Source organism: Paraherbaspirillum soli, assembly GCF_042654985.1.
Classification (GTDB): domain Bacteria; phylum Pseudomonadota; class Gammaproteobacteria; order Burkholderiales; family Burkholderiaceae_D; genus Paraherbaspirillum; species Paraherbaspirillum soli.
Window position 1 is genome coordinate 128,592 of sequence record NZ_JBHSMT010000012.1, and the last position, 26,663, is coordinate 155,254.

The 26,663-nt window shown below is 57.8% G+C and carries 23 protein-coding genes; 9 read left to right on the forward strand and 14 right to left on the reverse strand.

Translation table 11 applies throughout. The annotated features are described in order from the left end of the window. Window positions 1–5: 5 nt before the first annotated feature. Window positions 6–227: a DUF1059 domain-containing protein gene (locus tag ACFPM8_RS06870; RefSeq protein WP_378996379.1), complete on the reverse strand. Its 222-nt coding sequence runs from the start codon at window positions 225–227 to the stop codon at window positions 6–8. 261 nt (window positions 228–488) lie between these two features. On the opposite strand from ACFPM8_RS06870, the gene ACFPM8_RS06875 reads away from it, so the two are divergent. Beyond that, window positions 489–1,634 carry an alpha-hydroxy acid oxidase gene (locus ACFPM8_RS06875; protein ID WP_378996381.1) on the forward strand — a complete coding sequence of 382 codons (1,146 nt, stop codon included), beginning with the start codon at window positions 489–491 and terminating at the stop codon, window positions 1,632–1,634. Window positions 1,635–1,758: 124 nt separating this feature from the next. Here ACFPM8_RS06875 and ACFPM8_RS06880 read toward each other — a convergent pair whose 3' ends face one another. From ACFPM8_RS06880 to ACFPM8_RS06900, 5 genes are all read right to left on the reverse strand, one after another. Further along, window positions 1,759–2,445, reverse strand: a complete 687-nt coding sequence (locus tag ACFPM8_RS06880; protein WP_378996384.1) for an ankyrin repeat domain-containing protein — start codon at window positions 2,443–2,445, stop codon at window positions 1,759–1,761. Next, on the reverse strand, window positions 2,438–3,232 hold the full coding sequence (locus ACFPM8_RS06885; protein ID WP_378996386.1) for a TatD family hydrolase: 795 nt from the start codon (window positions 3,230–3,232) through the stop codon (window positions 2,438–2,440). The genes ACFPM8_RS06880 and ACFPM8_RS06885 overlap by 8 nt, the downstream gene beginning before the upstream one ends. Window positions 3,233–3,357: 125 nt before the next feature. After that, on the reverse strand, window positions 3,358–4,092 hold the full coding sequence (gene rph, locus ACFPM8_RS06890) for a ribonuclease PH (RefSeq protein WP_378996388.1): 735 nt from the start codon (window positions 4,090–4,092) through the stop codon (window positions 3,358–3,360). A gap of 6 nt (window positions 4,093–4,098) precedes the next feature. Beyond that, window positions 4,099–5,028, reverse strand: a complete 930-nt coding sequence (locus tag ACFPM8_RS06895; RefSeq protein ID WP_378996390.1) for a PP2C family protein-serine/threonine phosphatase — start codon at window positions 5,026–5,028, stop codon at window positions 4,099–4,101. A gap of 84 nt (window positions 5,029–5,112) precedes the next feature. Next, the gene (locus ACFPM8_RS06900) at window positions 5,113–6,129 is read right to left on the reverse strand and encodes a serine/threonine protein kinase (RefSeq protein WP_378996393.1); all 1,017 of its coding nucleotides are present in this window, start codon (window positions 6,127–6,129) and stop codon (window positions 5,113–5,115) included. 111 nt (window positions 6,130–6,240) lie between these two features. On the opposite strand from ACFPM8_RS06900, the gene ACFPM8_RS06905 reads away from it, so the two are divergent. Next, complete coding sequence (locus ACFPM8_RS06905; protein WP_378996618.1) at window positions 6,241–7,140, forward strand: YicC/YloC family endoribonuclease; 900 nt, start codon at window positions 6,241–6,243, stop codon at window positions 7,138–7,140. An 89-nt stretch (window positions 7,141–7,229) separates the two neighbouring features. Here ACFPM8_RS06905 and aceB read toward each other — a convergent pair whose 3' ends face one another. Next, entirely contained in the window at window positions 7,230–8,816 is a 1,587-nt protein-coding gene (gene aceB / locus ACFPM8_RS06910) for a malate synthase A (RefSeq protein WP_378996395.1), read from the reverse strand. Between the two features lie 237 nt (window positions 8,817–9,053). Between aceB and ACFPM8_RS06915 the strand changes: the two genes are divergently transcribed. Together ACFPM8_RS06915 and ACFPM8_RS06920 are read left to right on the forward strand one after the other, a co-directional pair. After that, window positions 9,054–9,959 (forward strand): LysR family transcriptional regulator, encoded by a 906-nt coding sequence (locus ACFPM8_RS06915; RefSeq protein ID WP_378996398.1) that lies wholly within the window; start codon window positions 9,054–9,056, stop codon window positions 9,957–9,959. A 324-nt stretch (window positions 9,960–10,283) separates the two neighbouring features. Continuing rightward, window positions 10,284–10,994 (forward strand): TerC family protein, encoded by a 711-nt coding sequence (locus tag ACFPM8_RS06920; RefSeq protein ID WP_378996400.1) that lies wholly within the window; start codon window positions 10,284–10,286, stop codon window positions 10,992–10,994. Between the two features lie 78 nt (window positions 10,995–11,072). Here ACFPM8_RS06920 and ACFPM8_RS06925 read toward each other — a convergent pair whose 3' ends face one another. Then, complete coding sequence (locus ACFPM8_RS06925) at window positions 11,073–13,112, reverse strand: OPT family oligopeptide transporter (RefSeq protein ID WP_378996402.1); 2,040 nt, start codon at window positions 13,110–13,112, stop codon at window positions 11,073–11,075. 135 nt (window positions 13,113–13,247) lie between these two features. Here ACFPM8_RS06925 and ACFPM8_RS06930 point away from each other — a divergent pair, with 135 nt between their 5' ends. Further along, window positions 13,248–13,715, forward strand: a complete 468-nt coding sequence (locus tag ACFPM8_RS06930) for a (2Fe-2S)-binding protein (RefSeq protein WP_378996404.1) — start codon at window positions 13,248–13,250, stop codon at window positions 13,713–13,715. Then, window positions 13,712–16,030, forward strand: a complete 2,319-nt coding sequence (locus ACFPM8_RS06935) for a xanthine dehydrogenase family protein molybdopterin-binding subunit (protein WP_378996406.1) — start codon at window positions 13,712–13,714, stop codon at window positions 16,028–16,030. The genes ACFPM8_RS06930 and ACFPM8_RS06935 overlap by 4 nt, the downstream gene beginning before the upstream one ends. Window positions 16,031–16,212: 182 nt before the next feature. On the opposite strand, the gene rraA is transcribed toward ACFPM8_RS06935, so the two are convergent. From rraA to thrC, 6 genes are all read right to left on the reverse strand, one after another. After that, window positions 16,213–16,716: a ribonuclease E activity regulator RraA gene (gene rraA, locus ACFPM8_RS06940; RefSeq protein WP_378996408.1), complete on the reverse strand. Its 504-nt coding sequence runs from the start codon at window positions 16,714–16,716 to the stop codon at window positions 16,213–16,215. A 26-nt stretch (window positions 16,717–16,742) separates the two neighbouring features. Continuing rightward, window positions 16,743–19,346, reverse strand: a complete 2,604-nt coding sequence (gene clpB, locus ACFPM8_RS06945; protein ID WP_378996411.1) for an ATP-dependent chaperone ClpB — start codon at window positions 19,344–19,346, stop codon at window positions 16,743–16,745. 78 nt (window positions 19,347–19,424) lie between these two features. Further along, window positions 19,425–19,904 carry a molybdenum cofactor biosynthesis protein MoaE gene (locus ACFPM8_RS06950; RefSeq protein ID WP_378996413.1) on the reverse strand — a complete coding sequence of 160 codons (480 nt, stop codon included), beginning with the start codon at window positions 19,902–19,904 and terminating at the stop codon, window positions 19,425–19,427. A 31-nt stretch (window positions 19,905–19,935) separates the two neighbouring features. Then, complete coding sequence (gene moaD, locus ACFPM8_RS06955) at window positions 19,936–20,193, reverse strand: molybdopterin converting factor subunit 1 (protein ID WP_378996415.1); 258 nt, start codon at window positions 20,191–20,193, stop codon at window positions 19,936–19,938. A 44-nt stretch (window positions 20,194–20,237) separates the two neighbouring features. Then, the gene (locus tag ACFPM8_RS06960) at window positions 20,238–21,497 is read right to left on the reverse strand and encodes a molybdopterin molybdotransferase MoeA (protein WP_378996417.1); all 1,260 of its coding nucleotides are present in this window, start codon (window positions 21,495–21,497) and stop codon (window positions 20,238–20,240) included. A 30-nt stretch (window positions 21,498–21,527) separates the two neighbouring features. Beyond that, on the reverse strand, window positions 21,528–22,988 hold the full coding sequence (thrC, locus tag ACFPM8_RS06965; protein ID WP_378996419.1) for a threonine synthase: 1,461 nt from the start codon (window positions 22,986–22,988) through the stop codon (window positions 21,528–21,530). Window positions 22,989–23,410: 422 nt separating this feature from the next. On the opposite strand from thrC, the gene gmk reads away from it, so the two are divergent. Genes gmk through ACFPM8_RS06980 form a run of 3 tightly spaced genes read left to right on the forward strand, consistent with a single transcriptional unit; the run spans window position 23,411 to window position 26,615 of the window. Continuing rightward, window positions 23,411–24,055 (forward strand): guanylate kinase, encoded by a 645-nt coding sequence (gmk, locus tag ACFPM8_RS06970; protein ID WP_378996620.1) that lies wholly within the window; start codon window positions 23,411–23,413, stop codon window positions 24,053–24,055. Between the two features lie 43 nt (window positions 24,056–24,098). Further along, a complete protein-coding gene (gene rpoZ / locus ACFPM8_RS06975) occupies window positions 24,099–24,302 on the forward strand; it encodes a DNA-directed RNA polymerase subunit omega (RefSeq protein WP_378996421.1) in 204 nt (67 codons plus the stop codon). A gap of 33 nt (window positions 24,303–24,335) precedes the next feature. Further along, window positions 24,336–26,615 carry a RelA/SpoT family protein gene (locus ACFPM8_RS06980; RefSeq protein WP_378996423.1) on the forward strand — a complete coding sequence of 760 codons (2,280 nt, stop codon included), beginning with the start codon at window positions 24,336–24,338 and terminating at the stop codon, window positions 26,613–26,615. Window positions 26,616–26,663: the final 48 nt, after the last annotated feature.

The window sequence follows — 26,663 nt, forward strand, 5'->3', positions numbered from 1 at the left end:
CCAGCTCAGGTGATCGGCGGTGTACTTTCTTTTTTCAATGGCGGCGTGCCCTCCTTGAACAACTGGCCAAGCTGTTTGCGCAAGTCCGGCGTGTCTTCATGGTGATGCACGCTGACCGCATGCTGGACTGCCGCCTCCAGCAGTTCGCTATCGGTATCTGCGCTGATCGCCACCGAGCAGTTCATGTCGCTCGGATATTCGCGGCAGTCGATGTATTTGCGTGGCATGGTAGCTCCTGAATAGATGTCATTAGGTTGCACTGAAACGCCAATCCGTCGCTGCTTCAGCGGGTTCGCTCCAGAATTCAAGCATAGGTTTACAGGGATGGATGTCAAAGACGATTTGGACCTGATCCGAGATGCCTGATGCCAAACGGCAATCGACTTTCCCCCATGGCTACTATTTTTTCCTCTACGATAGAGGGCTGGCCTAAGCCATGGCAGCAAACTCATTTCCAATAGCCAAAATCAGATTCACGGAGAACCCACATGCCCGTCATTACCTGCGTCGAAGATCTGCGCATACTTGCCCAGAAGCGGGTGCCGAAAGCGTTTTACGATTACGCCGACAGTGGTTCTTATACCGAATGCACCTACCGCGCCAACAGCAGCGATCTGGCGGCGCTGAAATTGCGCCAGCGGGTAGCCATCAACGTCGATCAACGCAACATCGCTACCCAGATGATCGGGCAAGACGTGACGATGCCGGTGGCAATTGCCCCGACCGGCCTGACCGGCATGCAATGGGCCAACGGCGAAATGCTAGGTGCGATCGCCGCCGAAAAATTCGGTATCCCCTTCACCCTGTCGACCATGAGCATTTGTTCGATCGAAGACGTTGCCAGCGTGACCACCAAGCCATTCTGGTTTCAGTTGTACGTGATGCGCGATCGCGGCTTCGTCAGATCGCTGATCGAGCGCGCCAAGGCGGCCAAGTGTTCGGCGCTGGTACTGACGCTGGACCTGCAAATTCTCGGCCAGCGCCACAAGGATTTGAAAAACGGCATGTCGGTGCCGCCCAAACTGACGCTGGCCAATGTGCTGGACCTGGCCACCAAACCCGGCTGGGTCTTGCGCGCGCTCGGTGCCCGCAAGACGTTCGGCAACCTGGCCGGCCACGTCAAGGGCGGCTCCGGCATCCTGACGCTCAGTCAGTGGACCGCGAGCCAGTTCGACCCGACCTTGTGTTGGGACGACATTGCCTGGATCAAGGAGCAATGGGGCGGCAAGCTGATTCTGAAAGGGATCCTGGATGTCGAAGACGCCAGGATTGCCGCCACCACCGGCGCCGATGCGATCGTCGTCAGCAACCACGGCGGGCGCCAATTGGACGGTGCGGTATCGTCGATTTCGGCGCTGCCGGCGATTGTCGATGCGGTAGGCGATCGGATTGAAGTCTGGTTCGACGGCGGCATTCGCAGCGGCCAGGACGTGTTGAAAGCCGTCGCCCTCGGCGCCAAAGGCACCATGATCGGCCGCGCCTTTCTGTATAGCCTGGGTGCGATGGGCGAAGCTGGGGTCACCAAGATGCTGGAGATTCTGAGGCAGGAACTGGATGTCAGCATGGCGCTGACCGGGACCAGGGATATTCGGGATGTAGGACAGCAGGTTTTATCCAATTACCCGGCTCCGTGACTGCCTTCTTTTATTCCAATTGATACGCCGCTTCTAACTAGTTGGGGACAGAGTAATTCGTCGCGCTACGGCGACTCTTAAACTCTGTCCCGCAATTGTTGTGGCTTCTCTGTCCTGCAAATATTTACAATTTTCCCGCCTTCTTCAACCGATACGTCAAGCCATCGACAATATCCTGATGATCGAATTTCCTGGCCAGATCAATCGCCGTCATGCCGACATCGTTTTTCAAAGTCGCGTCGGCGCCGGCATCCAGCAGCAGCTTGACCGTCAGGATTTTCCCGGCGCGGGCCGCCATCATGATCGGCGTTGTATGGTTGGGCGAGCCGGCATCGATATAGGCGGAGGCGTCCAGCAACATCTGGACGATCTCGTCGTTGCCTACCGCAGCGGCATAATGCAGCGCGGTCCAGCCGGTGTTGTTGGGTTCTGCCTCCTTATCCAGCAAAGCCTTGACCGCGGCCACCTTGCCTTTATATGAGGCAATCATCAGAGCGGTATCGCCGTTGCGGGCACGCGCATTGAGGTCGATGCCGCGGGCGTTCAGTAGCACCGCAAAGACCTTCTTCGAGTCCTCCTGCAAGGCCAGCATCAATCCGCTCTCGCCGCGCTGGGGCTCGACCAGATTAGGATCGACGCCATGCGCCAACAGCGCCTGCATGCCGCGCTCGTCATCCATTTTGACCGCCTTGAAATAATCATCGGTCTTATTCGCCTTGCTTGACAGTGGCAAACAGCCAAATACAAGCACCAATACCAGCACCATACGAAAGAAAGCCGAAGTTCGACTATGACTCTGCGGATTAAACATGCGCTTGGTCCTTTGTTAGCTTGAACAATTTGAAAAAATTATCTGTCGTCTGTTGCGCCACCTGGGCTGCCGGCACCTGTTTCAGGTTGGCCAGAAACTCGCCGACGTGCATGACCCATCCCGGCTCGTTCATTTTCCCACGGTGCGGCACCGGCGCCAGGTAGGGCGAATCGGTCTCGATCAAGGTGCTTTCCAGCGGCACCGCCAGCGCCACCGCCTGCAACTCCTTGGCGCTCTTGAAAGTCACGATGCCGGAAAACGAAATATAAAACCCCATCGCGATGGCTGCCTCGGCCACTTCCAGCGATTCGGTAAAGCAGTGCATCACGCCGCCAGCGCCGCCGGCGTCGGTACCGGCGCCCTCTTCCTGCATGATGCGGATGGTGTCGGCGGACGCGGCGCGGGTGTGAATGATCAACGGTTTGCCGGTTGCGCGGGAAGCACGAATGTGACGGCGGAAGCGTTCACGCTGCCATTCCAGATCGCCTTGCAAGCGGAAATAGTCGAGTCCGGTTTCGCCGATGGCGATAATTTTCGGATGATCGGACAGCCGGATCAAATCATCCACGCTGGGTTCGGGTGTGTCCTCGTAATCGGGATGAACGCCGACCGATGCATAGATATTCGGATAGTTTTTTGCCAGTTCCAGCACTTGCGGAAAATCGGGCAAATCGACCGATACGCAAAGTGCATGGGTGACGTGATTTTGCGCCATCCTGGCGAGAATTTCCGGAAGCCTGGCGGACAGTTCGGGGAAATTTATATGGCAGTGGGAATCGATATACATGGGGGCGATTATATAGGCTGCAGACGGCGCTCACGAAGTAAGCGGCGTTAAAAAGGGGCGGAGTTTTTTCGCATTGCAACTGCGAAAAGACTCCGCCCCATTCAATTTCTCAACGACAAACCTATTTATGCAGACAAGCCAAGAACCTGTCGCTGCAACAGGATAAGATCGCTAATCCCGACTTGCGCCAGATCCAGCAAGCTATTCAAGGTCGGACGGTCGAAGGCGACGCCTTCGGCGGTTCCCTGCACCTCAATAAAGTGACCGGCATCGGTCATGACGACGTTCATGTCGGTATCGCAGCCGGAGTCCTCCACATAATCCAGGTCCAGCACCGGTGTTCCTTGATAGACGCCGACCGAGATCGCGGCGACAAAATGCTTGAGCGGCATCGCGGCAATCGCCTTGCTTTCCACCAGTCCCGAAAAAGCATCGTAGGCGGCGACCATGGCCCCGGTAATCGACGCGGTGCGCGTGCCGCCATCAGCCTGGATTACATCGCAATCGAGATGCAAGGTGCGCTCGCCGAATGCCTGCAAATCGAAGGCGGCGCGCAACGAGCGGCCGATCAGGCGCTGGATTTCCTGCGTGCGGCCGGATTGCTTGCCTCTGGCTGCTTCGCGATCCATGCGGGTATTGGTGGAGCGCGGCAGCATGCCGTACTCGGCCGTCAACCAGCCCTGGCCTTTGCCTTTCAAAAAACCGGGGACTTTTTCTTCCAGGCTGGCGGTACAGATCACTTTGGTGTCGCCGAATTCGACCAGCACCGAACCCTCGGCGTGCTTGGTGTAATTACGGGTCAGGCGCACGTCGCGCAAGGCATCGGCGGCGCGTCCGCTGGGGCGGGTAATGGACGACATGAGAATTTATTCCTTAGGTGTGAGGCTGGATGTTTTTTCGATCGCGCCGCGGATTTCTGCGATCGCCTTCTCGATATCGGCATCGTTAAATGCCTCATCGGCATCGGTAGCGCCAAGCCGCGGAGCCTGAATGGTGGTGGTCAGACTGCCGATCGGCAAGGTGTGGGTGACGATACTGGATGGATCGTCGAGATTCGGGTCGCTGCCCCAAGCCATCGCCAGTGCGGTCACATTGTCGCTGGTCTTGCCGGCAATCCCGAGCGCGCTGGTAATGAGCTCCGGTATCGCCCGCACAATGGTGCTGGTTTGCAGGCGCTGCGCCATGGTGTGATCCGGCAGCACCGACCACAAGCCATCGGAACACAGCAACATGACGTCGCCGGCCTGCAGACTCACGCGCCGCGACAGTTCGACTATCGGCATATTGTTGGCGCCGAGGCAATTGAACAATTTGTTGCGATCAGGATGCGTGGCCCGTTCCGATGGATCGGCCTTGCCTTGTGCAATCAGGCTCTCGATCCTCGAATGATCGCGGGTGCGGGCCAGGATTTGCCCGTCGCGCATCCAGTACAGCCGCGAATCGCCGCAGTGCGCCCAAAATGCGCTGTTATGCTGAATCAGGCAGGCAACCACGGTAGTACGGGGAGTTTCCGACAGTTTATGGACATCCTTGTAACGATGGATTTCCATGTGGGCGGCATAAAAACTGTCTTCCAGAAAACGTTCCGGCTTCTTGATATAGGGTTGCGCATTTTTCTGAAACAGCGAACCGATCGTCTGCATCGCGATATTGGCCGCGATCTCGCCGTGCAGGTGGCCGCCCATGCCGTCGGTCAGCAACAGCAGCAAAGCGTCGCGTGTAAAGCTGTAGCCCATCCGGTCTTGATTGACCTTGCGGCCGCCGATATGGCTCTCTTGATAAACAGAAAATCGCATGAAAACTCAGTAAGTAATTCTTATTGGAAATATCGCTCAAAAAAACACTCTTGGAATAACCCGCCCATAACGCTAGACGGCGAACTATTGCGTGTTTTCCTGAATCATCGTGTTCGGGTTGCTCACTGGCTTTCTGCGAAACTCGAGTTGGGTAAAGAAGACGCTGCGAATTTTGCGCGTGATCCGATCCGGTATGCTCACCACCTCTTCCTGCACCGGTTCCATCAAAGCTCGCTGCACCGCGAACACGCTTTGCGGTCTTTGCATCGGATCGATCATCAGGCACCAGCGCACCACCTGGATCAGCTCCGCTGAATACAGCCCTTCCAATCTGCGGAAATGGCCTTCCATTTTGTCGTTCAGCTTGCGTTGATCGACCGGTTGCGGCGGCGCACCCACCATGCAGGCGAAAATCGACGCGCCGATGCTGTAAATATCGGTCCACGGACCCAGATTGCCGTTCCGCTCATACAACTCGGCCGGCGCAAAGCCCGGTGTGTACATCGGATACAGCTTCGGCGAATCGGAGCGCAAGGTTTGGCGAGCCGCGCCGAAATCCAGCAGAATCGGCGTGCCGTCAGCGCGCAAATAAATATTTGCCGGCTTCAGATCCAGATGCAGCAACTTGTGGGTATGCACTTCGCGCAAGCCGTTCATCACGTGACGGAACATCTTGCGGATGAATTTTTCGGACACCAGCGGCTTCTCGCCCTTGTCGCGGCGACGCAGGATATGCTCTTGCAGCGAACGGCCCGACTCGTAAGCCATCACCATATAAACCGTTTCGTTGGCGCGGAAAAAGTTAATCACGCTCACCACGTTAGGGTGCGTGATACGCGCCAATGCGCGGCCTTCCTCGAAAAAGCATTTGAGGCCGATCCGGAAAGTCGGCAGATTTTCCGGCGAAATCGCCGGTGCCAGCTCGCCCCACTGGCGCAGCGCCAGCGAACTCGGCAGATATTCCTTGATGGCGACTGCGTTGCCATCTTCGTCGTATGCCAGATAGACAATACTGAACCCGCCAGAAGCAATCTTCTTTACAATGCGATATCCAGCGATTTTGAGCCCGTCAGGCAGTGGGGCATTGTTTTGCGCGGCCATGCGATCCTACCTTAGTCAATATTAGAGTGGATTGTCTTGATAAATCGCCGAATTGTAAAGTAGAACCCTTGCAAACGAGAAATAAAGGACAGCATTTTGACTATCTGTAGCATGACCGGCTATGCCGTCATCAATCGCGAAACCGCCGCGGGCACCATTACCATCGAACTCAAGAGCGTCAATTCGCGCTTCCTGGATTTGCAATTCCGGCTCAACGACGATTTGCGCTCGCTGGAGCCGGCCTTGCGCGAAGCCATCATCGGCCGTATCGCGCGCGGCAAAGTCGAATGCCGGCTCAGCTTTGGCCGCAAGATTGCCGGCGGCACCAGCCAGGCGCTGAATACCGCATTGCTGGCTTCGCTGGCGGATATGCAAGTAGCTGTGCTACAACAGTTCGGCACTGCGACACCGCTCTCGGTCAACGAATTGCTGCGCTGGCCCGGCGTCATCGAAGAGGCCGTGATTAGCCAGGACACCCTGCAAGCCGAAGTCCAGGCCACGATGAATGCGACGCTGGAGGCATTTGTCGAATCGCGGGCACGTGAAGGCGCGGCACTGCAAGCGACGCTGATCACCCGCATCGACGCCATGGAAGCGATCGTGCAACGGATTGCGCCGCTGGTGCCGCAAGTGATTGCGCAATTCCAGCAAAAAGCGACCGAACGCATGCAGGAAGCGCTCGGCCTGGCCCAGCAAAATTCGAATGGCAACAGCCCCACCCTGTCGCGCGACGAAGTGCTGGACCGGATCCGGCAAGAAGTCACGCTGTATGGCATCCGCATCGACATTGCCGAAGAACTGTCGCGACTGGCAGCGCACCTGACCGAAACCCGGCATATCCTGAAAAAAGGCGGCCAAGTCGGCAAGCGCCTGGATTTCATGATGCAGGAACTGAATCGCGAAGCAAATACTGTCGGCTCCAAAGCGGCCATCAAGGAATTGGCCGATGCGTCGATGGAATTGAAATTGCTGATCGACCAGATGCGTGAGCAAGTGCAGAACCTCGAATAAAATCAATGTCTTAATAAAAAAGCCGATCCTGCGATCGGCTTTTTTTGCAACTGAAGGCGGCATATTAACCCATCAACCGCCCCTCTCAATCAGATTTCTTCGTACAGCGGCAAGGTCAAAAATTCCGCGAACGAAGCCGAGGTCGACATTTCTTCAAAGATTTTCGCGGCACGGTCGTAAGTCGCGCCTTCGCCGACCAAGCTCTTCACCTTGACCAACTCTTCCGGGATCATCGCCAGCACCATCTCAGCCGTGACTTTGCGACCATCTTCCAGCACGCCTTTGCTGGAGCGTATCCATTGCCAGACTTGGGCGCGGCTGATTTCTGCGGTTGCCGCATCTTCCATCAGGTTGTGGATCGGCACGCAACCATTACCGGCCAGCCAGGCGCCCAGATAGTGGATGCCGACGTTGATGTTGTAACGCAGGCCGGCTTCGGTGATCGGCGCTTCCGGCTTGAAGTCGAGCAGATCGGCGGCGCTGACGTTGATGTCGTCGCGCTGCTTGCTGATCTGGTTCGGCTTGTCGCCCAGGACTTTCTTGAACTCGGTCATCGCCAGTTCGACCAGGCCTGGATGGGCGACCCAGCCGCCGTCGTAGCCATCGGTCGCGTCGCGCGCCTTGTCGGTGCGCACACCGCCCATCGCGATTTCGTTCTTTTCAGGATCGTTCTTGATCGGGATCAAGGCTGCCATGCCGCCGATCGCCGGTGCGTTGCGCTTGTGGCAAGTCTTCAGCAACAGCAATGCATAAGAACGCATGAACGGCGCTGTCATCGTTACCTTGGCGCGGTCGGCCAGGCAGAAGTCTTTGTCCAGCTTGAATTTCTTGATGCACGAAAAGATGTAATCCCAGCGGCCGGCGTTCAGGCCCGAGCTGTGCTCGCGCAGTTCATACAGGATTTCATCCATTTCGAACGCTGCCAGAATCGTTTCGATCAGGACGGTAGCCTTGATCGTGCCTTGCGGCAGGCCGAGTTCGTTCTGGGTCATCACGAAGATGTCATTCCACAGACGGGCTTCCAGATGCGATTCCATCTTCGGCAGATAGAAATATGGACCGGCACCGCGGGCCAGCTGCTCCTTGGCGTTGTGGAACATGAACAGCGCAAAATCGAAAATACCGCCGGAGACACGCTTGCCGTCCACCAGCACGTGCTTTTCATCCAGGTGCCAGCCGCGTGGGCGCACCACCAGCGTTGCCACCTTCTCGTTCAATTTGTACGATTTGCCATTCTGTTCCAGCGAAATCGTCTTGCGGATTGCGTCGCGCAGATTGATCTGGCCGCTGATCTGGTTGTCCCACACCGGCGAATTCGAATCTTCAAAGTCGGTCATGTAGCTGTCGGCGCCGGAATTGAAGGCGTTGATCACCATCTTTCGTTCGACCGGGCCGGTGATTTCAACGCGACGGCATTCCAGTGCCGGCGGGATCGGCGCAATTTTCCAGTCGCCATTGCGGATATGCGCGGTTTCAGGCAAAAAGTCAGGGCGCTCGCCGGCGTCCAGACGCTTGGCCCGCTCCACCCGCGCTGCCAGCAACTCCTGGCGGCGCGATTCGAACGCACGGCTGAGTTTGGCGACCAGCGCCAGCGCGTCCGGCGTCAGGATTTCGTCGTAACCAGCTTGAATGGCGCCGTTGATTTCCATTCCGGCCGGCAGTGTCAATTGAGTCATGTTTAGCTCCTGTTTTTTATAAATTAAAGAAATTCTTTATCCTCAACGACGACAAGATCCCATTCTCCGCCGCTGAATTTTGCATTGCGCCATATCGGATATGCAAAATTTGATATGGCATTATCTAACTTTTAGGCTATGTAGTATATTTAAACCAAATCATCACAGGTGAGACGATTTATCACTTGATCTATGTGTTTAAGTCACAAATGAAAATTTCAGGATAATTGGGAATCAGTGGATCAATTCAAGCAAATTTCCACCTTTGTGGAAGTCGTCGCCAAAGGCAGCCTGTCGGCCGCAGCGCGCGCCGAAGGCATCGCACCGGCGATGATCGGGCGGCGACTGGATGCGTTGGAAGAACGGCTCGGCGTCAAACTGTTGCAGCGCACCACCCGCAAGATCGCCCTCACCAACGAAGGCCAAGCCTTCCTCGAGGATTGCCAGCGGATTTTGGCCGATCTGGAGGATGCCGAATCGGCGGTTTCGGAGCGCAGCGCGCATGCCAGCGGCCATTTGCTGATTTCGGCACCGGCCGGCTTCGGCCGCCAGCACGTGGCGCCGCTGATGCCCTCCTTCCTGACCGAACATCGCGACGTCACGCTGACCCTGAACCTGAACGACCGCGTGGTCGACCTGATCGGCGAAGGGATAGACGTCGCGATCCGCATCGCCGCGCTGTCGGATTCGACGCTAGTCGGCACCAAATTGGCCGACAACAAGCGCATCGTGGTGGCTTCGCCAGCCTACATCAAACGCCATGGCAAACCGCAAACCCTGGACGATCTGCAAAAGCACAACTGCCTCGCGATCAGCAGCGAAGGCAGCCAGCGCGGCTGGAGCTTTCGTCACAACGGCAAGATCGTGACCCTCAAAGTCGCCGGCAACATGGTGTGCAACGATGGCCAGGTGCTGCACGATTGGGCGCTCAGCGGCAAGGGGCTGGCCTGGCGCTCGATGTGGGAAGTCGGGACCGAGATCGAATCCGGCGAACTGGTCACGGTGCTGGATGAATTTGCCGCTCCCGGCAACGACATCTATGCCGTATTTGCCCAGCGACGGCATTTGCCGTTGCGGATCAGAGTATTTATCGACTTTCTACGGCGCGCTTACGCCCAGCCCGACTATTGGCGCAACGGATAATTCAGCCAGAGCTGTTTCAATTTAAGGGATTGCTGATGTACAATAGCGCCCTGCTGCACGACGATCTCGCCGTGCAGCGCCCTCTCAAAGGGGAGTAGCTCCTGAACATTGAAGTTTGCCTTCGATGTTTTGCAAGGTAGTCGTCATCACGGAACAGGCACAGCGTCTGCACCCGGTTACCTTGGCAGCTTAGTTGTTCTAGCTGTTGAGCAAGACCTTTGTCAGCATGGATCCCATGCAGGCAAAGTGTCGCGTATTCACTCCTCGTCACTCCTGTTGTTGTCCATGCTTGAGGTTATCGACTAACCCTTGTTGGAGACTTTTATGGATTTATCTCACTTTCTTGCCCTGCTCGGCATGGCCGACTGGAACGTTGGCGCTTTTTTTGCCGCACTCTTATCTATCGTCGTGATCGACCTGGTACTGGCCGGAGACAATGCCATCGTGATTGCGATGGCGGCGCGCACCTTGCCTGACCATCTGCGCCGCAAGGCGATTGTCTGGGGCACGCTGGGCGCCGTAGTAACGCGGGTATTGATGACCATCGCGATGGTCTGGCTACTCAAGATCCCCGGTCTACTGCTGATCGGCGGCGTCGCTCTGCTGTGGATTGCCTACCGCTTGCTGACCCAGTCCGACAGCGGCGAAAGCCATGGCTCGGGCGCCAACACCATGCTGGCCGCACTGAAAACCATCATCATCGCCGATACCGTGATGGGCATCGACAACGTGCTGGCAGTCGCCGGCGCCGCCCATGGCAGCATCGCGCTGGTCATTGCCGGCCTGCTGATTTCGGTCCCCATCATGGTTTGGGGCTCGACCCTGGCGCTGAAGCTGATCGAACGGTTCCCGGTCACGATCTATGTCGGCGCTGCAATCCTGGTGTACACCGCGATGAGCATGATTACCTCGGAGCCGCTGGCGCGTCCGCTGTGGGAAAGTCTGCCGTGGCTACGCCACGTCGCTACCGTGGCCGGCTTGCTGTTGGTATTGGGAGGTGGTTGGGCTGTTTCCAGACAAGGTCGCAGCGAGTGATGTGATTATTACCGCTTGAAACCAATGATCCCCGTCTAGGCGGGGATCATTTTCATTTCTATCTTTCTACTAGGCGATCTAGCTGCGCGCAGCCAACACCCGCCGCGCAAATCCCCAGCCGACCAGCACAAACACCAGCAGGCCGAGCAACTGCGCCGTATTTTCGAAAGACGCACCGACCATCGCCAGCGGTGCATCGTTGCCGGTGAAGCCGATGACGGCGGCCAACAGTACGCCGATCAAGCTTTCCCCGACGATCAAACCGGATGCCAGCAGCACGCCGCGCCGGTTGGCCGATTCCGCAAATTGGTGATACGGCACACCTTGCTTCTGCGCCCGCTTCTTCAACGTGCGCTCAACCAGCCATGCCAATACAGCCCCCAATACCAGCACCGACGCTACAGTCGGCGGCAGATAGATGCCGATCCCCACCGCCAGTACCGGCAGGCGCGCCGCGCCACCGCGGCGGCGCAGGATTTCGTCGATCAGCACCATCACCACGCCCAGTCCCATGCCGATCTCGATCATGTTCCAGTTCAGCTGGTGCGTAAAAATGCCGGTCGCAATCGCGGTCATCAGGGTTGCTTGCGGTGCCGACAAGGCATTCGCCGCGTCCATATCGGCACGCGGCATGGCGCCGGCAAAACCGTACGCGTTATACAGCAGCTCCAGCACCGGAGGAATCACCAGCGCCCCAACCACGCAGCCGATCAGCAAGGCCACCTGTTGCCGCCATGGCGTAGCGCCAACCAGCCAACCGGTTTTCAGGTCCTGCATATTGTCGTTGGAAATAGTCGCCACCGCGATCACTGCCGACGTGGTGAAAATCGCCAAGGCAATTCCTAATTTGTTGCCGGCCTCGGTTGCCAACAAACCGTCGGCGCTGCTGGCCAGCAGGATCAACAGCGAGACCAGGATCACGGCGATGATGCCGATCCCCGAAATCGGGCTAGCCGAGGAACCGATCAACCCCGCCATGTAGGCGCAAGCGGCGGCCACCAGGAATCCGAAAATGACGGCAAACAGCACGCTGTAGGCGACCAGGCGCCACATGATGCCCGGCGTGATCGGCGCCGCGCTCAAGAAGCTGGCAAAGGTCGCGACCAACACCGCCACCACTACCAGCGTGATGCCGATGATCCACTTCGGCGCCAGATCGAGCTCGGTGCGCGGGATGTTGACCCGTCCGGCACCGCTGCGCAAAGCCTGCGATGACGCCTTCATGCCTTCCACCATCGGCTTGAATAGTGTGCCCAAGGTCCAGACCGCGGCCACGCCGATGGTGCCGGCACCGATGAAGCGCACGTCCTTGGTCCAGAATCCGGTCGCGAACTTGGCTAGAGTCATGCCGTCCGGCATGCTATGCATCGAGGTCAATACCGGTACCGCCACTCCCCAGGCAATCAACAAGCCGATCAGCATCGCGATCCCGGCGACGATGCCGATCAGGTAGCCGGCACCCAGCAGCGCCAGCGAGAATCCGGTCGAAACCCGTACCACCGCAGCCCCCGCCGCGAACCACAAATTGATGCCCTCGCCCAGCACCCGCAAGCCCGATGACGCCAAGGTCACCAGCGCCGCCGTCAAGCCGCCGGCCATGATGTCGACAATACCGGTTTCGGAATTGGCGCCTGAGGAGTTCTGATCGGCGCCTGCATCCGCGCTGCCGACCCGCAGGATTTCCGCGGCGGCGACGCCTTCCGGATATGGCAGGTCGCTTTGCACCACCATCGCATGTCGCAACGGGATCGTGAACATCACGCCCAGCATGCCGCCGGCGACGCAGATCGCCAGGGTTTGCCAAAACGGAAAGCCTTGCCAATGGCCGATCATCACCAGCCCCGGCAAAATAAAGATGATGGCGGACAGGGTTCCGGCTGCGGAAGCCTGGGTTTGCACCATATTGTTTTCAAGGATGTTGGCGCCCTTGAACATCCGCAGCACCGCCATGGAAATCACGGCGGCCGGGATCGCGGACGAAAAGGTCAGGCCTACTTTCAAGCCCAGATACACGTTGGAAGCGGTAAACACCACCGTGATCAAAGCGCCAATAATAATGCCGCGTATGGTTAATTCGGGCAGGGATGCAGAGTCGGGAATGCGACCGGTTAAAGACATCGAAACTCCATTATGAAAAATGCTGGTCGCCAATTATCCCCGAAACAGTTGCTAAACATCAAAATAAATGTACGGTCTAGAATATCCAGCCGGACCGCAGTAGCCGATCAACTCCAAGTAGGAAAGAGACGACTCATGACAAACCTGAATATCAACGGCAAGCAGCATGAAATCGATTTACCGGAGGACACTCCCCTGCTTTGGGCGCTACGCGATCACATCGGGCTGACCGGCACCAAATTCGGCTGCGGCATGGCGCTGTGCGGAGCCTGCACCGTGCATCTCGACGGTGAACCGATCCGCTCCTGCGTCACCCCGATCAGCGCCGCGGCCGGTAAAAAAGTGAGCACCATCGAGGCGATGGCCGAAGACCGCGTAGGCCATGCGCTGCAGCAGGCATGGATCGCACTCGGGGTGCCGCAATGCGGTTATTGCCAGGCCGGTCAAATCATGTCGGCCACGGCCCTGCTGAAAACCACGCCCAAACCCAGCGATCAGCAAATCGACGAAGCGATGAGCGGCAATCTTTGCCGTTGCGGCACCTATACCCGCATCCGGGCCGCCATCAAACAGGTCGCCGCCAAGCAGGGAGCCGACCAATGAGCGCCGCCTTCGATATCGAGAAACTGGATTCACCCCTTTCCATGAGCCGCCGCATCTGGCTCAAAGGCATCGGCGCATTGACCGGATTGGCGCTGACGGTCGGCCTCGATGGCATGGTCAGCGCAGCCGACGCCGGTCCGGCGCAAAAATACGGCGCCGATCACATGCCGGGCGGCACCGTCAACAATCCATTGATCTTCGTCTCGATCGGCAGCGATGGCATGGTCACCATCGTCGCCCACCGCTCGGAGATGGGACAAGGCATCCGCAGCAGCTTGCCGCTGGTGGTCGCCGACGAACTCGAGGCCGACTGGAGCCGGGTGCGCGTGGTGCAAGCCCATGCCGATGAAGAACGCTATGGCAACCAGAACACCGATGGCTCGCGCAGCATGCGCCACTTCTTCATGCCGATGCGCCAGGTCGGCGCCACCGCCCGCCTGATGCTGGAAACCGCAGCCGCAGCGCGCTGGGGCGTACCGCTAGCAGAAGTCAGCGCAAAAAATCACGAAGTGCTGCATGCGCCCAGCGGCCGCAAGCTGGGCTATGGCGCGCTGGCAGCCGATGCTGCCAAGCTGCCGCTGCCGGCAGCCGCACAAGTCCGCCTGAAAGATCCGGCCCAGTTCCGCTACATCGGCAAAGACAGCTTCAACAGCGTCGATTTCCAGGACATCGTCAGCGGCCATGCCCACTACGGCATCGACACCCGACTGGAAGGCATGCTGTACGCCGTGGTCGCCCGGCCGCCGGTATTCGGCGGCAAGGTCGCCAGCTTTGATGCCGCCGAGGCGTTGAAAGTGCCAGGCGTGGTGCGCGTGATCGAACTCAAGGGCAGCCCGCCGCCAGCCTTGTTCAACCCGTTGGGCGGAATTGCCGTGATCGGGCGCAATACATGGGCGGCGATCAAAGGCCGCGAAGCATTGAAAATCACCTGGGACCACGGCCCCAATGCCGGCTACGACTCCGGCACGTTCAAGACCACGCTGCAAGAGGCTGCGCGCAAACCGGCCAAGGTGGTGCGCGATCAAGGCAACGCAATGGGGGCGCTGGCCAAGGCCGCAAAACGGATAACGGCCGAATACTATCTCCCGCATCTGGCCCACGCCACGATGGAGCCGCCGGCCGCCGCCGCGCGCATCGCTCACGGCAAATGCGAGGTGTGGGCCTGCGTGCAAGATCCGCAAGCCACGCGCCAGACGGTTGCCGACCGTCTCGGCTATCGGCCGGACGACGTCAAAGTCAATGTGACCTTGCTCGGCGGCGGTTTCGGGCGTAAATCGAAACCCGACTTTGCGGCCGAAGCGGCGCTGCTGTCGCAAGCGATGGACGGCACGCCGATCAAGGTGACCTGGACTCGCGAAGACGATCTGCGCCATGATTATTTCCACACCGTCTCGCTGGAGCGCCTGGAAAGCAGCCTCGATGCCAACGGCAAACCGCAGGCATGGCTGCATCGCACTGCGGCGCCGACCATCTCCTCGACCTTCGTCGCCGGCGCCAAGGGCGAATCGGCCGGCGAACTCGGCATGAGCGCGCTCAATATCCCGTTCCTGATTCCGAATATCCGCATCGAAGCACCGGAAGTGGAGGCGCATACCCGCATCGGCTGGTTCCGCTCGGTATCCAATATTCCGCACGCATTCGCGGTGCAATCGTTCGTCGCCGAACTGGCGGCGGCGGCCCGGCGCGATCATAGGGAATTTTTACTGGAGTTGATCGGACCGGCACGCAAGATCGATCCGCGCGAGATGTCCGACAGCAGCAATTACGGCGAGTCGCCGCTGCGCTATCCGCTCGATACCGGCCGCATGCGCCAGGTGATTGAAATGGCGACGCAGGAAGCGGGCTGGGGCCGCAAGCTACCGAAGGGGCACGGACTCGGCCTGGCAGTGGCTTACAGCTTCATGACTTACGTGGCGGCGGTGATCGAAGTGGCGGTCAATGACGCCGGCGAAATCAGCCTTCCCCGGGTTGACCTGGCGCTCGATTGCGGCCCGCTGGTGACGCCGGATCGGGTCCGCTCGCAAGCCGAGGGCGCATGCATCATGGGTTTGAGTCTGGCGCTGAGCGGCGAAATCACTTTCAAGAACGGCAGCGCCGAGCAAGGCAATTTCCATGAATACGAAATCCTGCGTTCATTTTCAGCACCACGCGATCTGCGCGTGCATCTGGTGCCGCACCAGTACGACATGCCGCTCGGCGGCGTCGGCGAACCGGCCACGCCGCCGATCGCACCGGCCTTGTGCAACGCCATTTTCGCGGCCACCGGCAAACGCATCCGCAATCTGCCGATCAGGGATCAGTTGAAGAAAACGTAAGGGCACCTCTAAAAACCTACTGCGCGGCCCAATCTCGGGGCTGTGATGCTCACCGTACCTTCGTACGGCTGCGCTTCTCGCCCCGACCTTGGGCCGCTCGCTACGGTTTTTAGAGGTGCCCGTAAGTTGACGACGATATCCCGGCGCGGTTGGCCGGGATATTTTTTACTACGTCCGCTATTTCACGGTGAAATAACCAGCTTCTCGCGCGCCACCAGCACGCCATCGGCGTCCGCGTAAATCCAGTCTCCCGGCGCCACCGCGACACCACCAATCGACACCCGGATGTCGCGCTCGCCCAAGCCCTTGCGCACGCTGCGCTGCGGATGCGTGGCGAGCGCGCGAACGCCGATGTTGCAGGCATTCAGCTCGGCCGAATCGCGCACGCAGCCATTGACGACAATCCCGGCCCAGCCGTTTTTTTCAGCCAGCATGCCGAGATTGCCACCGACCAAGGCGCAGCGCAGACTAGCGCCGCCATCGATCACCAGCACCTGGCCTTCCCCCGGGACTTCCAGCGTTGCACGGACCAGCACGTTGTCCTCGAATACCTTTAAGGTGCGGGCCGGGCCGGAAAAGCTTTGCTGCTTGCCGAACGCCAGGAACATCGGCGGCAATACCGCCAGAATGCCGGTGCCGAGCTTATCTTCATTGGCATCGCAAATATCGCAAGTCGAAAAAGTCATCACAAACCTATCGTGTTTGAAAACAGTTAAGCCGTTGCCTTAAACACCAGCTCATCATGGTTGACTGTCACATGAATAGTGTCCTTCGGGCCGAATTTCCCTTCCAGGATCAGCTTCGACAACGGATTTTCGATCTTCTGCTGGATCGCGCGCTTCAACGGTCGCGCACCGTACACAGGATCAAAACCGGCCTCCGCGATCTTTTGCAGTCCGGCTTCCGAAATCTCCAATCGCATATCCATCTGCGCCAGACGCTGCTCCAGAATTTTCAGCTGGATCTTGGCAATCGCGCCGATATTCTTTTCATCCAGCGCATGGAACACCACGATTTCATCGATGCGGTTAATGAACTCCGGACGGAAATGGCTTCTGACTTCGTCCATCACTTCCTGCTTGATGGAAGCCGGATCGCTCTCTCCCACCGCCTGAATCCGATGCGAGCCCAGATTCGAGGTCATCACGATCACTGTGTTCTTGAAATCCACGGTGCGGCCCTGGCCGTCGGTCAGACGGCCGTCGTCCAGCACTTGCAACAGCACGTTGAACACATCGGGATGGGCCTTCTCGATTTCGTCGAGCAGGATCACGCTGTACGGTTTGCGCCGCACCAGCTCAGTCAGATAGCCGCCTTCTTCGTAACCAACATAACCGGGAGGCGCACCGATCAGACGCGCTACCGAATGCTTCTCCATGAACTCGCTCATGTCGATCCGGATCAACGCGTCCGTGCTATCGAACAAAAAGCCTGCAAGCGCCTTGCACAGCTCGGTTTTGCCGACCCCGGTCGGCCCCAGGAACATGAACGAGCCATATGGCCGGTCCGGGTCGCCCAATCCCGCACGTTGGCGTCGGATCGCATCCGAAACGGCTTCAATCGCCTCATCCTGACCGACCACCCGGCGATGCAATTCCTCTTCCATCTTAAGCAGTTTGTCGCGCTCGCCCTGCAGCATCTTGGCCACCGGAATGCCGGTAGCACGCGACACGATCTCGGCAATTTCATCGACTCCGACCTGGGTCCGCACCAACTTCGGCTTGCCGCTCGCTTCGGCATGCGGCGCGGCCAGCTCATCCTGCTTGGATTGCGCCTCGAGCGCCTTTTCCAGCTCGTTGAGCTTGCCGTACTTCAGCTCGGATACTTTCTGCCAGTCGCTGTTGCGGGTCGCTTCGTCGATTTGCAGACGCAGCTTTTCGATTTCTTCTTTCAAATGCTTGCTGCCCTGGGCGGCAGCTTTCTCTGACTTCCAGATTTCTTCCAGGTCGGCGTATTCGCGCTCCAGTTTGGCGATTTCTTCTTCGATCAGGGCGAAGCGTTTTTGCGACGCCTCATCCATCTCGCGGCGGACCGCTTCGCGCTCGATTTTCAGTTGGATCAGACGGCGGTCGAGCTTGTCCATGACCTCCGGCTTGGAGTCGATTTCAATCTTGATCTTGGCCGCGGCTTCATCGATTAGGTCGATCGCCTTGTCCGGCAAGAAGCGGTCGGTGATATAGCGATGCGACAATTCCGCCGCCGCGACAATCGCCGGGTCGGTAATTTGAACGCCGTGATGGACTTCGTACTTTTCCTGCAAGCCGCGCAAAATGGCGATGGTCGCCTCGACGCTGGGCTCATCCACCAGGATCTTCTGGAAGCGGCGTTCCAGCGCCGCATCCTTTTCGATGTACTTGCGATACTCGTCCAGCGTCGTCGCGCCTACGCAATGCAATTCGCCGCGCGCCAATGCCGGCTTCAGCATATTGCCGGCATCGATCGCGCCTTCCGCCTTGCCGGCCCCGACCATGGTGTGCAGCTCGTCGATGAAAACAATGGTCTGACCTTCGTCCTGGGCGATTTCCTTCAATACCGCTTTCAGCCGTTCTTCAAACTCGCCTCGGAATTTGGCGCCTGCCAGCAGCGCCGCCATATCGAGCGACAGCACGCGCTTGGATTTCAGGCTGTCCGGCACTTCGCCATTGACGATGCGTTGCGCCAGACCTTCTACAATCGCGGTCTTGCCGACACCCGGTTCGCCGATCAGTACCGGATTGTTCTTGCTGCGGCGTTGCAATACCTGGATCGCGCGCCGGATTTCATCGTCGCGGCCGATCACCGGATCGAGCTTGCCAAGGCGCGCCCGCTCGGTCAGGTCAAGAGTGTATTTTTTCAATGCTTCGCGCTGCCCTTCGTCGCCCTGTGAAGCGACGTTGGCGCCGCCGCGCACGGCTTCAATCGCGGCTTCCAGCGCCTTGCGGGTCAGGCCGTGTTCACGCGCCAGCCGGCCGGCATCCGATTTGTCGTCGAGCAGGCCGAGCAACAACATCTCGCTGGCGATGAATTGATCACCGCGCTTTTGCGCTTCTTTGTCGGCCAGATTGAGTAATCCCAGCAGATCGCGACCGATCTGCACTTCGCCGCCGGTGCCGGAGACTTTAGGCAGCCGTTCCAGCGTCGTCTTGAGCCCGGTCGTCAAGGCGGCGACATTGACACCCGCCCGTTGCAACAGCGAACGGGCGCTGCCGTCCTCCTGGTTCAGCAGCGCCAGCAAGGCATGGACCGGCTCGATGTATTGATTGTCATTGCCGACGGCCTGACTTTGGGCATCGGCAATCGCTTCCTGCAGCTTGGTGGTTAATTTATCGAAACGCATGGTTCCTCCAAAAGATCTAATGAGGAGAAAATTGGGACTGGCCAGCTTATTTCAAGGAAGCGATGAGGATACTGACGACTACAGGTTTCGAATGGTCTCCTCGCCATCTTGCCGCCACTTGGCCAACGCCGTCTCATCGCTGACACGGGCATCGACCCAGCGTGCACCTTGGGGAGTTTGCTCTTTCTTCCAGAAAGGCGCTTCGGTTTTCAGGTAATCGATGATGAATTCGCATGCCGCGAACGCTTCACCGCGATGCGCCGAGGTCACCGCGACCAGCACGATCTGATCCAGCGGCAACAATGGCCCGACCCGATGAATCACCAAGGCATCGAAGATATCCCAGCGCTGTTTGGCCTGCGCCACGATGGCGGACAAGGCTTTTTCGGTCATTCCGGGATAATGTTCCAGCTCCATTTGCGCTACCGCGCTGCCGTCGCTCAGATCGCGCACGGTACCGATAAAACTGACCACCGCGCCGACTTTGGGATTGCCCAGCCGCAATTGCGCAAGCTCGGCAGCAAGATCGAAGTCCTCGGTCTGAACGCGAATTGGCATGATGTATTCCTGTCAGCGCTTATTGAAACCGTCAGCCGCCGGTGACAGGCGGGAAAAATGCCACTTCGCAATCGTGGCTCAGCAGCGTGTCGGCGCTGGTCATTTCCTGATTGAGCGCCATCAGCAACGCGCGCCCTTCCGCCAGGACTTCCGCCCAAGCGCCGCCGCGTGCACGTAAATAACAACGCAGGTCACCGACGGTTTTGACAGTAGCCGGCAGCTCCACGGTTTCCTCGGACAGTTTGAGCGCCTCTCGCACGCTGGCAAAAAAACGTATTTGGATTTTCATTGGATTTTCCTTGGCTTCACAGCGCAATCCTGGTCCGATCGGAATTATTGCAGCAAGGCAGAAAATGGCAGGAAGCGCACCCGATCTCCGGCGGCAATGGTTTGTCCTGCCGGATTGTCGATCAGGCCGTCGCCCCATACCACCGAGGTCAATACCCCAGAGCCTTGATGCGGAAACAAATCCAGACCGCCGTTTTGATTGATTTTTGCGCGTAAAAACTCCTGGCGGCGGTCGGCTTTAGGCCAGACGAAATCCGCCCGCATCGTCATCGCTTGCGGCGCCACGTCGGTCACACCCTGCAGACGCAGGATGAACGGCCGCACGAACAGCAAAAAGGTGACGAAGCTGGACACCGGATTGCCGGGCAAGCCGATAAAAAATGCCGATGTTCCCGGCGTGCCTTCAGCGTCACGCCGCACTTCGCCGAACGCCAGCGGCTTGCCTGGCTTCATCGCGATTTGCCACATATTCAGGCGTCCTTCGGCTTCTACCGCCGGTTTGACGTAATCTTCTTCGCCGACCGAAACGCCGCCGGAAGTAATAATCAAATCGTGCTGTCGGGCGGCGCGACGCAAAGTCTCGCGGGTAGCATCCAAAGCATCCGGCACGATGCCGTAATCGGTAATTTCACAGCCCAGGTTTTCAAGCAAGCCGCGCAGCACAAAGCGATTGGAGTTGTAAATGGCGCCCGGCTTCAACGGCTCGTCCGGCATGGTCAATTCATCGCCGGTAAAAAACACGGCGACCCGCAACTTGCGCAGCACCGGCAAGCTTGCCAGTCCAACCGAGGCCGCCAGCCCCAGATGTTGCGCACGCAAACGGGTGCCGGCCGGCAGGATCACGCTGCCGCTGCAGATATCTTCGCCGGCGCGGCGAATCCACTCGCCTGATGCCGGCGCATGCTTGACCAGCACCATATCGCCGTCCGCGGTTTTATCCAGTTCGCACATCTCCTGCATCACCACCGCATCGGCGCCGGCCGGAATCATGGCGCCGGTAAAAATACGGGCCGCAGTGCCCGCTTGCAGCATCTGACCGACATGACCGGCCGGGATCCGTTGCGAGACCGGCAGTCTGGCCTGAGCGCTGCTGCAGTCGACAGCACGTACCGCATAGCCATCCATTTGCGTGTTGTCGGCCGGCGGCACATTCAATTGCGAAACTTGGGCTGTCGCCAGCACCCGGCCATTGGCCGCCAGCGTCGGTATTTGTTCGACGTCGGCAGCGTGCTGCAGGGGGCGCACCGCGGCCAGCAGGACATCCAGCGCTTCAGCGGCGCTCAGCATTGATGATTTTTGTGTCATTTTTCAAAGTGGATGGATAGGCGCTGCAAATTACAAGCCGGTATGGGCGGCGATGAAAGCCTTGACCTGCGACACATCGGCCGCCATCACTTCAAACCGCTGCGGCAGCGCTTCGATATTTTCAAAGCCGGCCGGCCGTTCGGCATCGCGCCCCAGCGCTTCGCGTATGGTTTCGTTGAACTTGGCAGGCAATGCGGTTTCCAGCACGATCATCGGCACCCCGGGGGTCAAATTCTCGCGGGCTACCTTGATGCCGTCGGCGGTGTGCGTATCAATGGTGATACCGTAGCGGGCCTGTACATCGCGGATGGTATCGACTCTATCCTGGTGCGTCGAGCGGCCGGACTGGAAGCCGAATCGTCCGATGTCGGCGAACTCATGACCGTCGCTGCCGCTGTTGCCCGACAGGTCAAAACCGCCTTGCGTTTCGACCTGCTGGAACAAGGCCCGCACCCGGTCGCTGTCCCGGCCCAGCAAATCGTGGATGAAACGTTCGAAATTGGAAGCCTTGCTGATATCCATGCTGGGGCTGCTGGTGTGATATGTCTCGGCCGAATTGCGCACGCGATAAATGCCGGTGCGGAAAAATTCGTCGAGTACGTCGTTTTCGTTGGTAGCTACAACCAGCTTGTCAATCGGCAGGCCCATCATGCGGGCGATGTGGCCGGCGCAGATATTGCCGAAATTGCCGGACGGGACGGTGAACGACACCTTTTGATCGCTGCTGGTGGTAGCACTCAAGTAGCCGCGGAAGTAATACACCACTTGCGCCACCACGCGCGCCCAATTGATCGAATTGACGGTGCCGATTTTTTGAGCCGCTTTAAAGTCGTGGTCGTTGGAAACCGCTTTGACCATGTCCTGGCAATCGTCGAACACGCCTTCCACCGCCAGGTTAAAAATGTTCGGGTCTTGCAGACTGAACATCTGCGCGGTCTGGAACGCGCTCATTTTCTTATGCGGCGACAACATGAACACCCGAATGCCTTTTTTGCCGCGCATCGCATACTCGGCAGCGCTGCCGGTATCGCCGGAGGTCGCGCCAAAGATATTCAACTCGGCATCCTTCTTGGCCAAGGTGTACTCGAACAGATTGCCGAGCAATTGCATCGCCATGTCCTTGAACGCCAAGGTCGGACCATTCGACAATGCTTGCAGCACCAGCTTGCTGCCGTCTTTTTCTTCCAGTACGCGCAACGGCGTAATTTGGCTGGCGTCCTCGCCGGCGCGGACATTCCGGTAAACCTCGGCACTATATGTTTTATGCGCCAACGCCTTCAGGTCAGCGGCCGGGATATCCGTCGCAAATTTCTGCAACACTTCAAACGCCAGGTCGGCGTAGGACAGCGTACGCCAATGATCCAGTTCGGCCCCGCTCACTTGCGGATATTCGGCAGGCAGGTACAGGCCGCCATCCGGCGCCAAGCCGCCCAGCAGAATTTCGGAAAAAGATTGTGCCGCCGAGCGACCACGGGTGGAAACGTATTGCATAGAATTGGATGGTTTTTATTGCGCTGCAAATGCAGCAACTGGTGTATCGGATAGCTGGATTAGCGTTGAACTGGGTTGCGTTGAGTCGATTGCCATTATAGCTGCCGGTGCGGCGACGCCGACATTTTTGGCCGCCGGCACAAATGTACTATAAGCACGGCGCCATCGCTATCGACGCGCAAGCCACAGAGTTTCCGCAGGGCTAATTCAACAGCTGCAAATCCATTCGAATCCGCTTTAGAGTCTTATTGCCCCGCTGATATAATAGCGAACATATTTTGGGTATATAGCCAAACCAAGAACCCTCATGGACCAGGCAGGAACCCACTGTCAACTTACCACCATCCGTTTCAGAATATTTAATTGTCATGACCCCCTCAAATCCGCCGTCATCCCCATCCGATCTACTGAACAGCTCGGCGATGCCCGATGAGCACCCGAGTTCCGGCAGCTTGTTCATGGTGGTAGCACCTTCCGGCGCCGGCAAGTCGACGCTTGTCAATGCGTTGCTGGCACAAGAACCGGCGATAAAGCTGTCGATTTCCTACACAACTCGACCACCGCGTCCCGGCGAACAGAATGGCCGCGAATACCACTTCACGTCAGTCGAGGATTTCCGCGCACGTCACAAACAAGGCGAATTCCTGGAATGGGCTGAAGTGCACACCAATTATTACGGCACCTCGCGACTGGCAATTGCCGAACAAATCCAATCCGGCACCGATGTATTGCTGGAAATCGATTGGCAAGGCGCGCAGCAAGTAAAGAAACAATTTCCGCACGCGGTCGGCATTTTCATCCTTCCACCATCTATTGCCGCACTGGAAGAACGACTGAAAAAACGCGGTCAAGATGAACCTCAGGTTATTACCCACAGGATTCTTGCGGCAGGCGGCGAAATCGCACACGCTCCCGAGTTTGAATATGTTATTATTAATCAAGAGTTTGCGTCTGCTTTATCGGAGTTAACGGCTATCGTCAAAGCGACTCGTTGCCGCTTCACGCAACAGGCAGTACGCAACGCATCTTTATTTGCCCAATTGGGCATCCATGCCAACTTAAGTTAACACGCAAGTTAAGACTAAGCTGTCACAGATTTCTGGAGAATATATGGCCCGCATTACCATCGAAGATTGCTTGAAACAGATCCCTAACCGCTTTCAATTGACGCTAGCAGCGACTTATCGCGCACGCCAATTGTTGCAAGGTCACACAGCAAAAGTAGAAGCAAAAGATAAACCAACCGTTGTTGCGCTGCGCGAAATCGCCGCCGGCAAAGTCGGCATAGAAATGCTGAAAAAGGTACCTGGTTAATCTTTCACATCATGCGGCTGATAGCGACCCAGTATGAACCTGACTTCTCCAGATTCAAGCCTGTCATCAGCCGCAACCACAAAAAAGCGCGCGGCATCCTCTCGCTCAGCCAGTAAAACCGCCAATACCTCGCCAATACCTGATCAGCTAACGTCTAAAAATAGCGTTGCGTCGATCACTCACCTAACTACCAAACTAGCCGAATACCTGACCTCTGCAGAGCTGAAGAAGGTCAAGGAAGCATATCGCTTTTCGGACGAAATGCATCTGGGCCAGATGCGAAAGTCAGGCGAGCCGTACATTTCCCATCCGATTGCCGTGGCTGAAATCTGTGCCGACTGGAAGCTGGACGCACAGGCAATCATGGCAGCGCTGCTGCACGACGTAATGGAAGATCAGGACGTCAAGAAAGATGAGCTGATCGAGCGTTTCGGCGCGCAGGTGGCGACATTGGTGGATGGCCTGTCCAAGCTGGATAAAATCGAGTTCCAGAGCCAGATTGAAGCGCAGGCGGAAAATTTCCGCAAAATGCTGCTGGCGATGGCGCGCGATGTCCGCGTGATCCTGGTCAAGCTGGCCGATCGCTTGCACAACATGCGCACGCTGGGCGTGATGGCTCCGGAAAAAAAACGCCGCATTGCCCGCGAGACGATGGAAGTCTATGTGCCGATCGCGCATCGACTCGGCCTCAACAACATCTACCGAGAACTGCAAGAACTGGCGTTCTCACATTTGTATCCGCTGCGCCACCGAACCCTGATGAAGGCGGTCAAGGCCGCACGCGGCAACCGCCGCGAGGTGGTCAGCAAGATTCTCGAATCGGTCAGCACAACACTGGCGGCGACTGGCATCAACGCACAAATCGAAGGCCGCGAAAAAAGCCTGTTCGGCATCTACCGCAAGATGCACAGCAAACATCTGTCGTTTTCACAAGTGCTGGATGTTTACGGTTTTCGGATCGTAGTCGACACTTTTGCCAACTGCTACCTTGCGCTCGGCACTCTGCATGCGCTGTACAAGCCGATGCCGGGCAAGTTCAAGGATTACATCGCAATACCAAAATTGAATGGCTACCAGTCGCTACATACGACACTGATCGGTCCTTACGGCACGCCGGTCGAATTTCAGATCCGCACCCAGGACATGCACCGCGTGGCCGAGTCAGGCGTTGCCGCACACTGGCTTTACAAGGATGACGAAGGCAATCTGAGCGACTTGCAACAGCGCACCCACGCCTGGCTGCAATCGCTGCTCGACATCCAAAAACAAACAGGCGATTCGGCCGAGTTTCTGGAGCACGTCAAGGTCGACCTATTCCCCGATTCGGTCTATGTATTCACGCCGAAATCAAAAATCATTGCATTACCCCGCGGCGCAACTGCGCTTGATTTCGCGTACACCATTCACACCGATGTCGGCGATCAAACCATCGCCGCCAAAATCAATCACGAGTCGGCCCCCCTGCGCACGGAATTACACAATGGCGATATCGTCGAAATCATCACTTCGACCAGTTCGCGCCCGAGTCCCAACTGGCTCAGCTTTGTCCGTACCGGCAAAGCCCGTTCGGCGATCCGCCATCATCTGCGCACCATCAACTTGAATGAATCGGTTGATCTCGGCAAGCGGCTATTGTCACAGGCATTGGCCACGCTCAACCTCAATCCGGTATTGGCCCAGATAGTCGTCGATCGCCTGCTCAATGAGTCCAGCGCCAAATCGCTGGATGAAATCTATGCTGACATCGGCGTCGGCAAACGCATGGCCGCACTGGTAGCGCGACACATCATGGGCCTGATCGAGAATGAATCCTTATCGGTACCGCTGCTGGACATGGAAGGCATTGCGATTCCGAACAAGCCGGATCCGGTGGTGATCTATGGCAGCGAAGGTGTGTCCGTACAGCTTTCACCCTGCTGCCTGCCGATCCCCGGCGACCACATCACGGGTCAACTGAAACGCGATCAGGGCCTGGTGGTCCACGCTGAAGATTGCAACATAGCCAAGCGCCAACGCAATAAAGAGCCGGATCGCTGGATCGAAGTGCAATGGGGCGAAGAATTGAACCGCCGTTTCGACTGCCGGATCAAGGTACTGGTTTATAACGACAAGGGCATTCTGGCGCGTGTTGCCGCCGAAATCGGCGATTCCGATGCCAACATCATCTACGTCAATATGGATGACGACAAGGATCAAATGATGACCCAATTGATCTTCACCATTCAAGTTGAAGATCGCGTCCATCTTGCGCGATTGTTACGCAATGTTCGCCGCATCCGTGGCGTAACACGGATTTTGCGAGACCGAAGTTGAACACCGCCGCATCATTCATCGAGAAGCGAAGCCGATAAATAAAATCTG

What these genes read in the sequence shown, in the direction of transcription:
- ACFPM8_RS06870 (WP_378996379.1), bottom strand. Translation starts at nt 227, where the DNA reads ATGCCACGCAAATACATCGACTGCCGCGAATATCCGAGCGACATGAAC.
- ACFPM8_RS06875 (WP_378996381.1), top strand. Translation starts at nt 489, where the DNA reads ATGCCCGTCATTACCTGCGTCGAAGATCTGCGCATACTTGCCCAGAAG.
- ACFPM8_RS06880 (WP_378996384.1), bottom strand. Translation starts at nt 2,445, where the DNA reads ATGTTTAATCCGCAGAGTCATAGTCGAACTTCGGCTTTCTTTCGTATG.
- ACFPM8_RS06885 (WP_378996386.1), bottom strand. Translation starts at nt 3,232, where the DNA reads ATGTATATCGATTCCCACTGCCATATAAATTTCCCCGAACTGTCCGCC.
- rph (WP_378996388.1), bottom strand. Translation starts at nt 4,092, where the DNA reads ATGTCGTCCATTACCCGCCCCAGCGGACGCGCCGCCGATGCCTTGCGC.
- ACFPM8_RS06895 (WP_378996390.1), bottom strand. Translation starts at nt 5,028, where the DNA reads ATGCGATTTTCTGTTTATCAAGAGAGCCATATCGGCGGCCGCAAGGTC.
- ACFPM8_RS06900 (WP_378996393.1), bottom strand. Translation starts at nt 6,129, where the DNA reads ATGGCCGCGCAAAACAATGCCCCACTGCCTGACGGGCTCAAAATCGCT.
- ACFPM8_RS06905 (WP_378996618.1), top strand. Translation starts at nt 6,241, where the DNA reads ATGACCGGCTATGCCGTCATCAATCGCGAAACCGCCGCGGGCACCATT.
- aceB (WP_378996395.1), bottom strand. Translation starts at nt 8,816, where the DNA reads ATGACTCAATTGACACTGCCGGCCGGAATGGAAATCAACGGCGCCATT.
- ACFPM8_RS06920 (WP_378996400.1), top strand. Translation starts at nt 10,284, where the DNA reads ATGGATTTATCTCACTTTCTTGCCCTGCTCGGCATGGCCGACTGGAAC.
- ACFPM8_RS06925 (WP_378996402.1), bottom strand. Translation starts at nt 13,112, where the DNA reads ATGTCTTTAACCGGTCGCATTCCCGACTCTGCATCCCTGCCCGAATTA.
- ACFPM8_RS06930 (WP_378996404.1), top strand. Translation starts at nt 13,248, where the DNA reads ATGACAAACCTGAATATCAACGGCAAGCAGCATGAAATCGATTTACCG.
- ACFPM8_RS06935 (WP_378996406.1), top strand. Translation starts at nt 13,712, where the DNA reads ATGAGCGCCGCCTTCGATATCGAGAAACTGGATTCACCCCTTTCCATG.
- rraA (WP_378996408.1), bottom strand. Translation starts at nt 16,716, where the DNA reads ATGACTTTTTCGACTTGCGATATTTGCGATGCCAATGAAGATAAGCTC.
- clpB (WP_378996411.1), bottom strand. Translation starts at nt 19,346, where the DNA reads ATGCGTTTCGATAAATTAACCACCAAGCTGCAGGAAGCGATTGCCGAT.
- ACFPM8_RS06950 (WP_378996413.1), bottom strand. Translation starts at nt 19,904, where the DNA reads ATGCCAATTCGCGTTCAGACCGAGGACTTCGATCTTGCTGCCGAGCTT.
- moaD (WP_378996415.1), bottom strand. Translation starts at nt 20,193, where the DNA reads ATGAAAATCCAAATACGTTTTTTTGCCAGCGTGCGAGAGGCGCTCAAA.
- ACFPM8_RS06960 (WP_378996417.1), bottom strand. Translation starts at nt 21,497, where the DNA reads ATGACACAAAAATCATCAATGCTGAGCGCCGCTGAAGCGCTGGATGTC.
- thrC (WP_378996419.1), bottom strand. Translation starts at nt 22,988, where the DNA reads ATGCAATACGTTTCCACCCGTGGTCGCTCGGCGGCACAATCTTTTTCC.
- gmk (WP_378996620.1), top strand. Translation starts at nt 23,411, where the DNA reads ATGCCCGATGAGCACCCGAGTTCCGGCAGCTTGTTCATGGTGGTAGCA.
- rpoZ (WP_378996421.1), top strand. Translation starts at nt 24,099, where the DNA reads ATGGCCCGCATTACCATCGAAGATTGCTTGAAACAGATCCCTAACCGC.
- ACFPM8_RS06980 (WP_378996423.1), top strand. Translation starts at nt 24,336, where the DNA reads ATGAACCTGACTTCTCCAGATTCAAGCCTGTCATCAGCCGCAACCACA.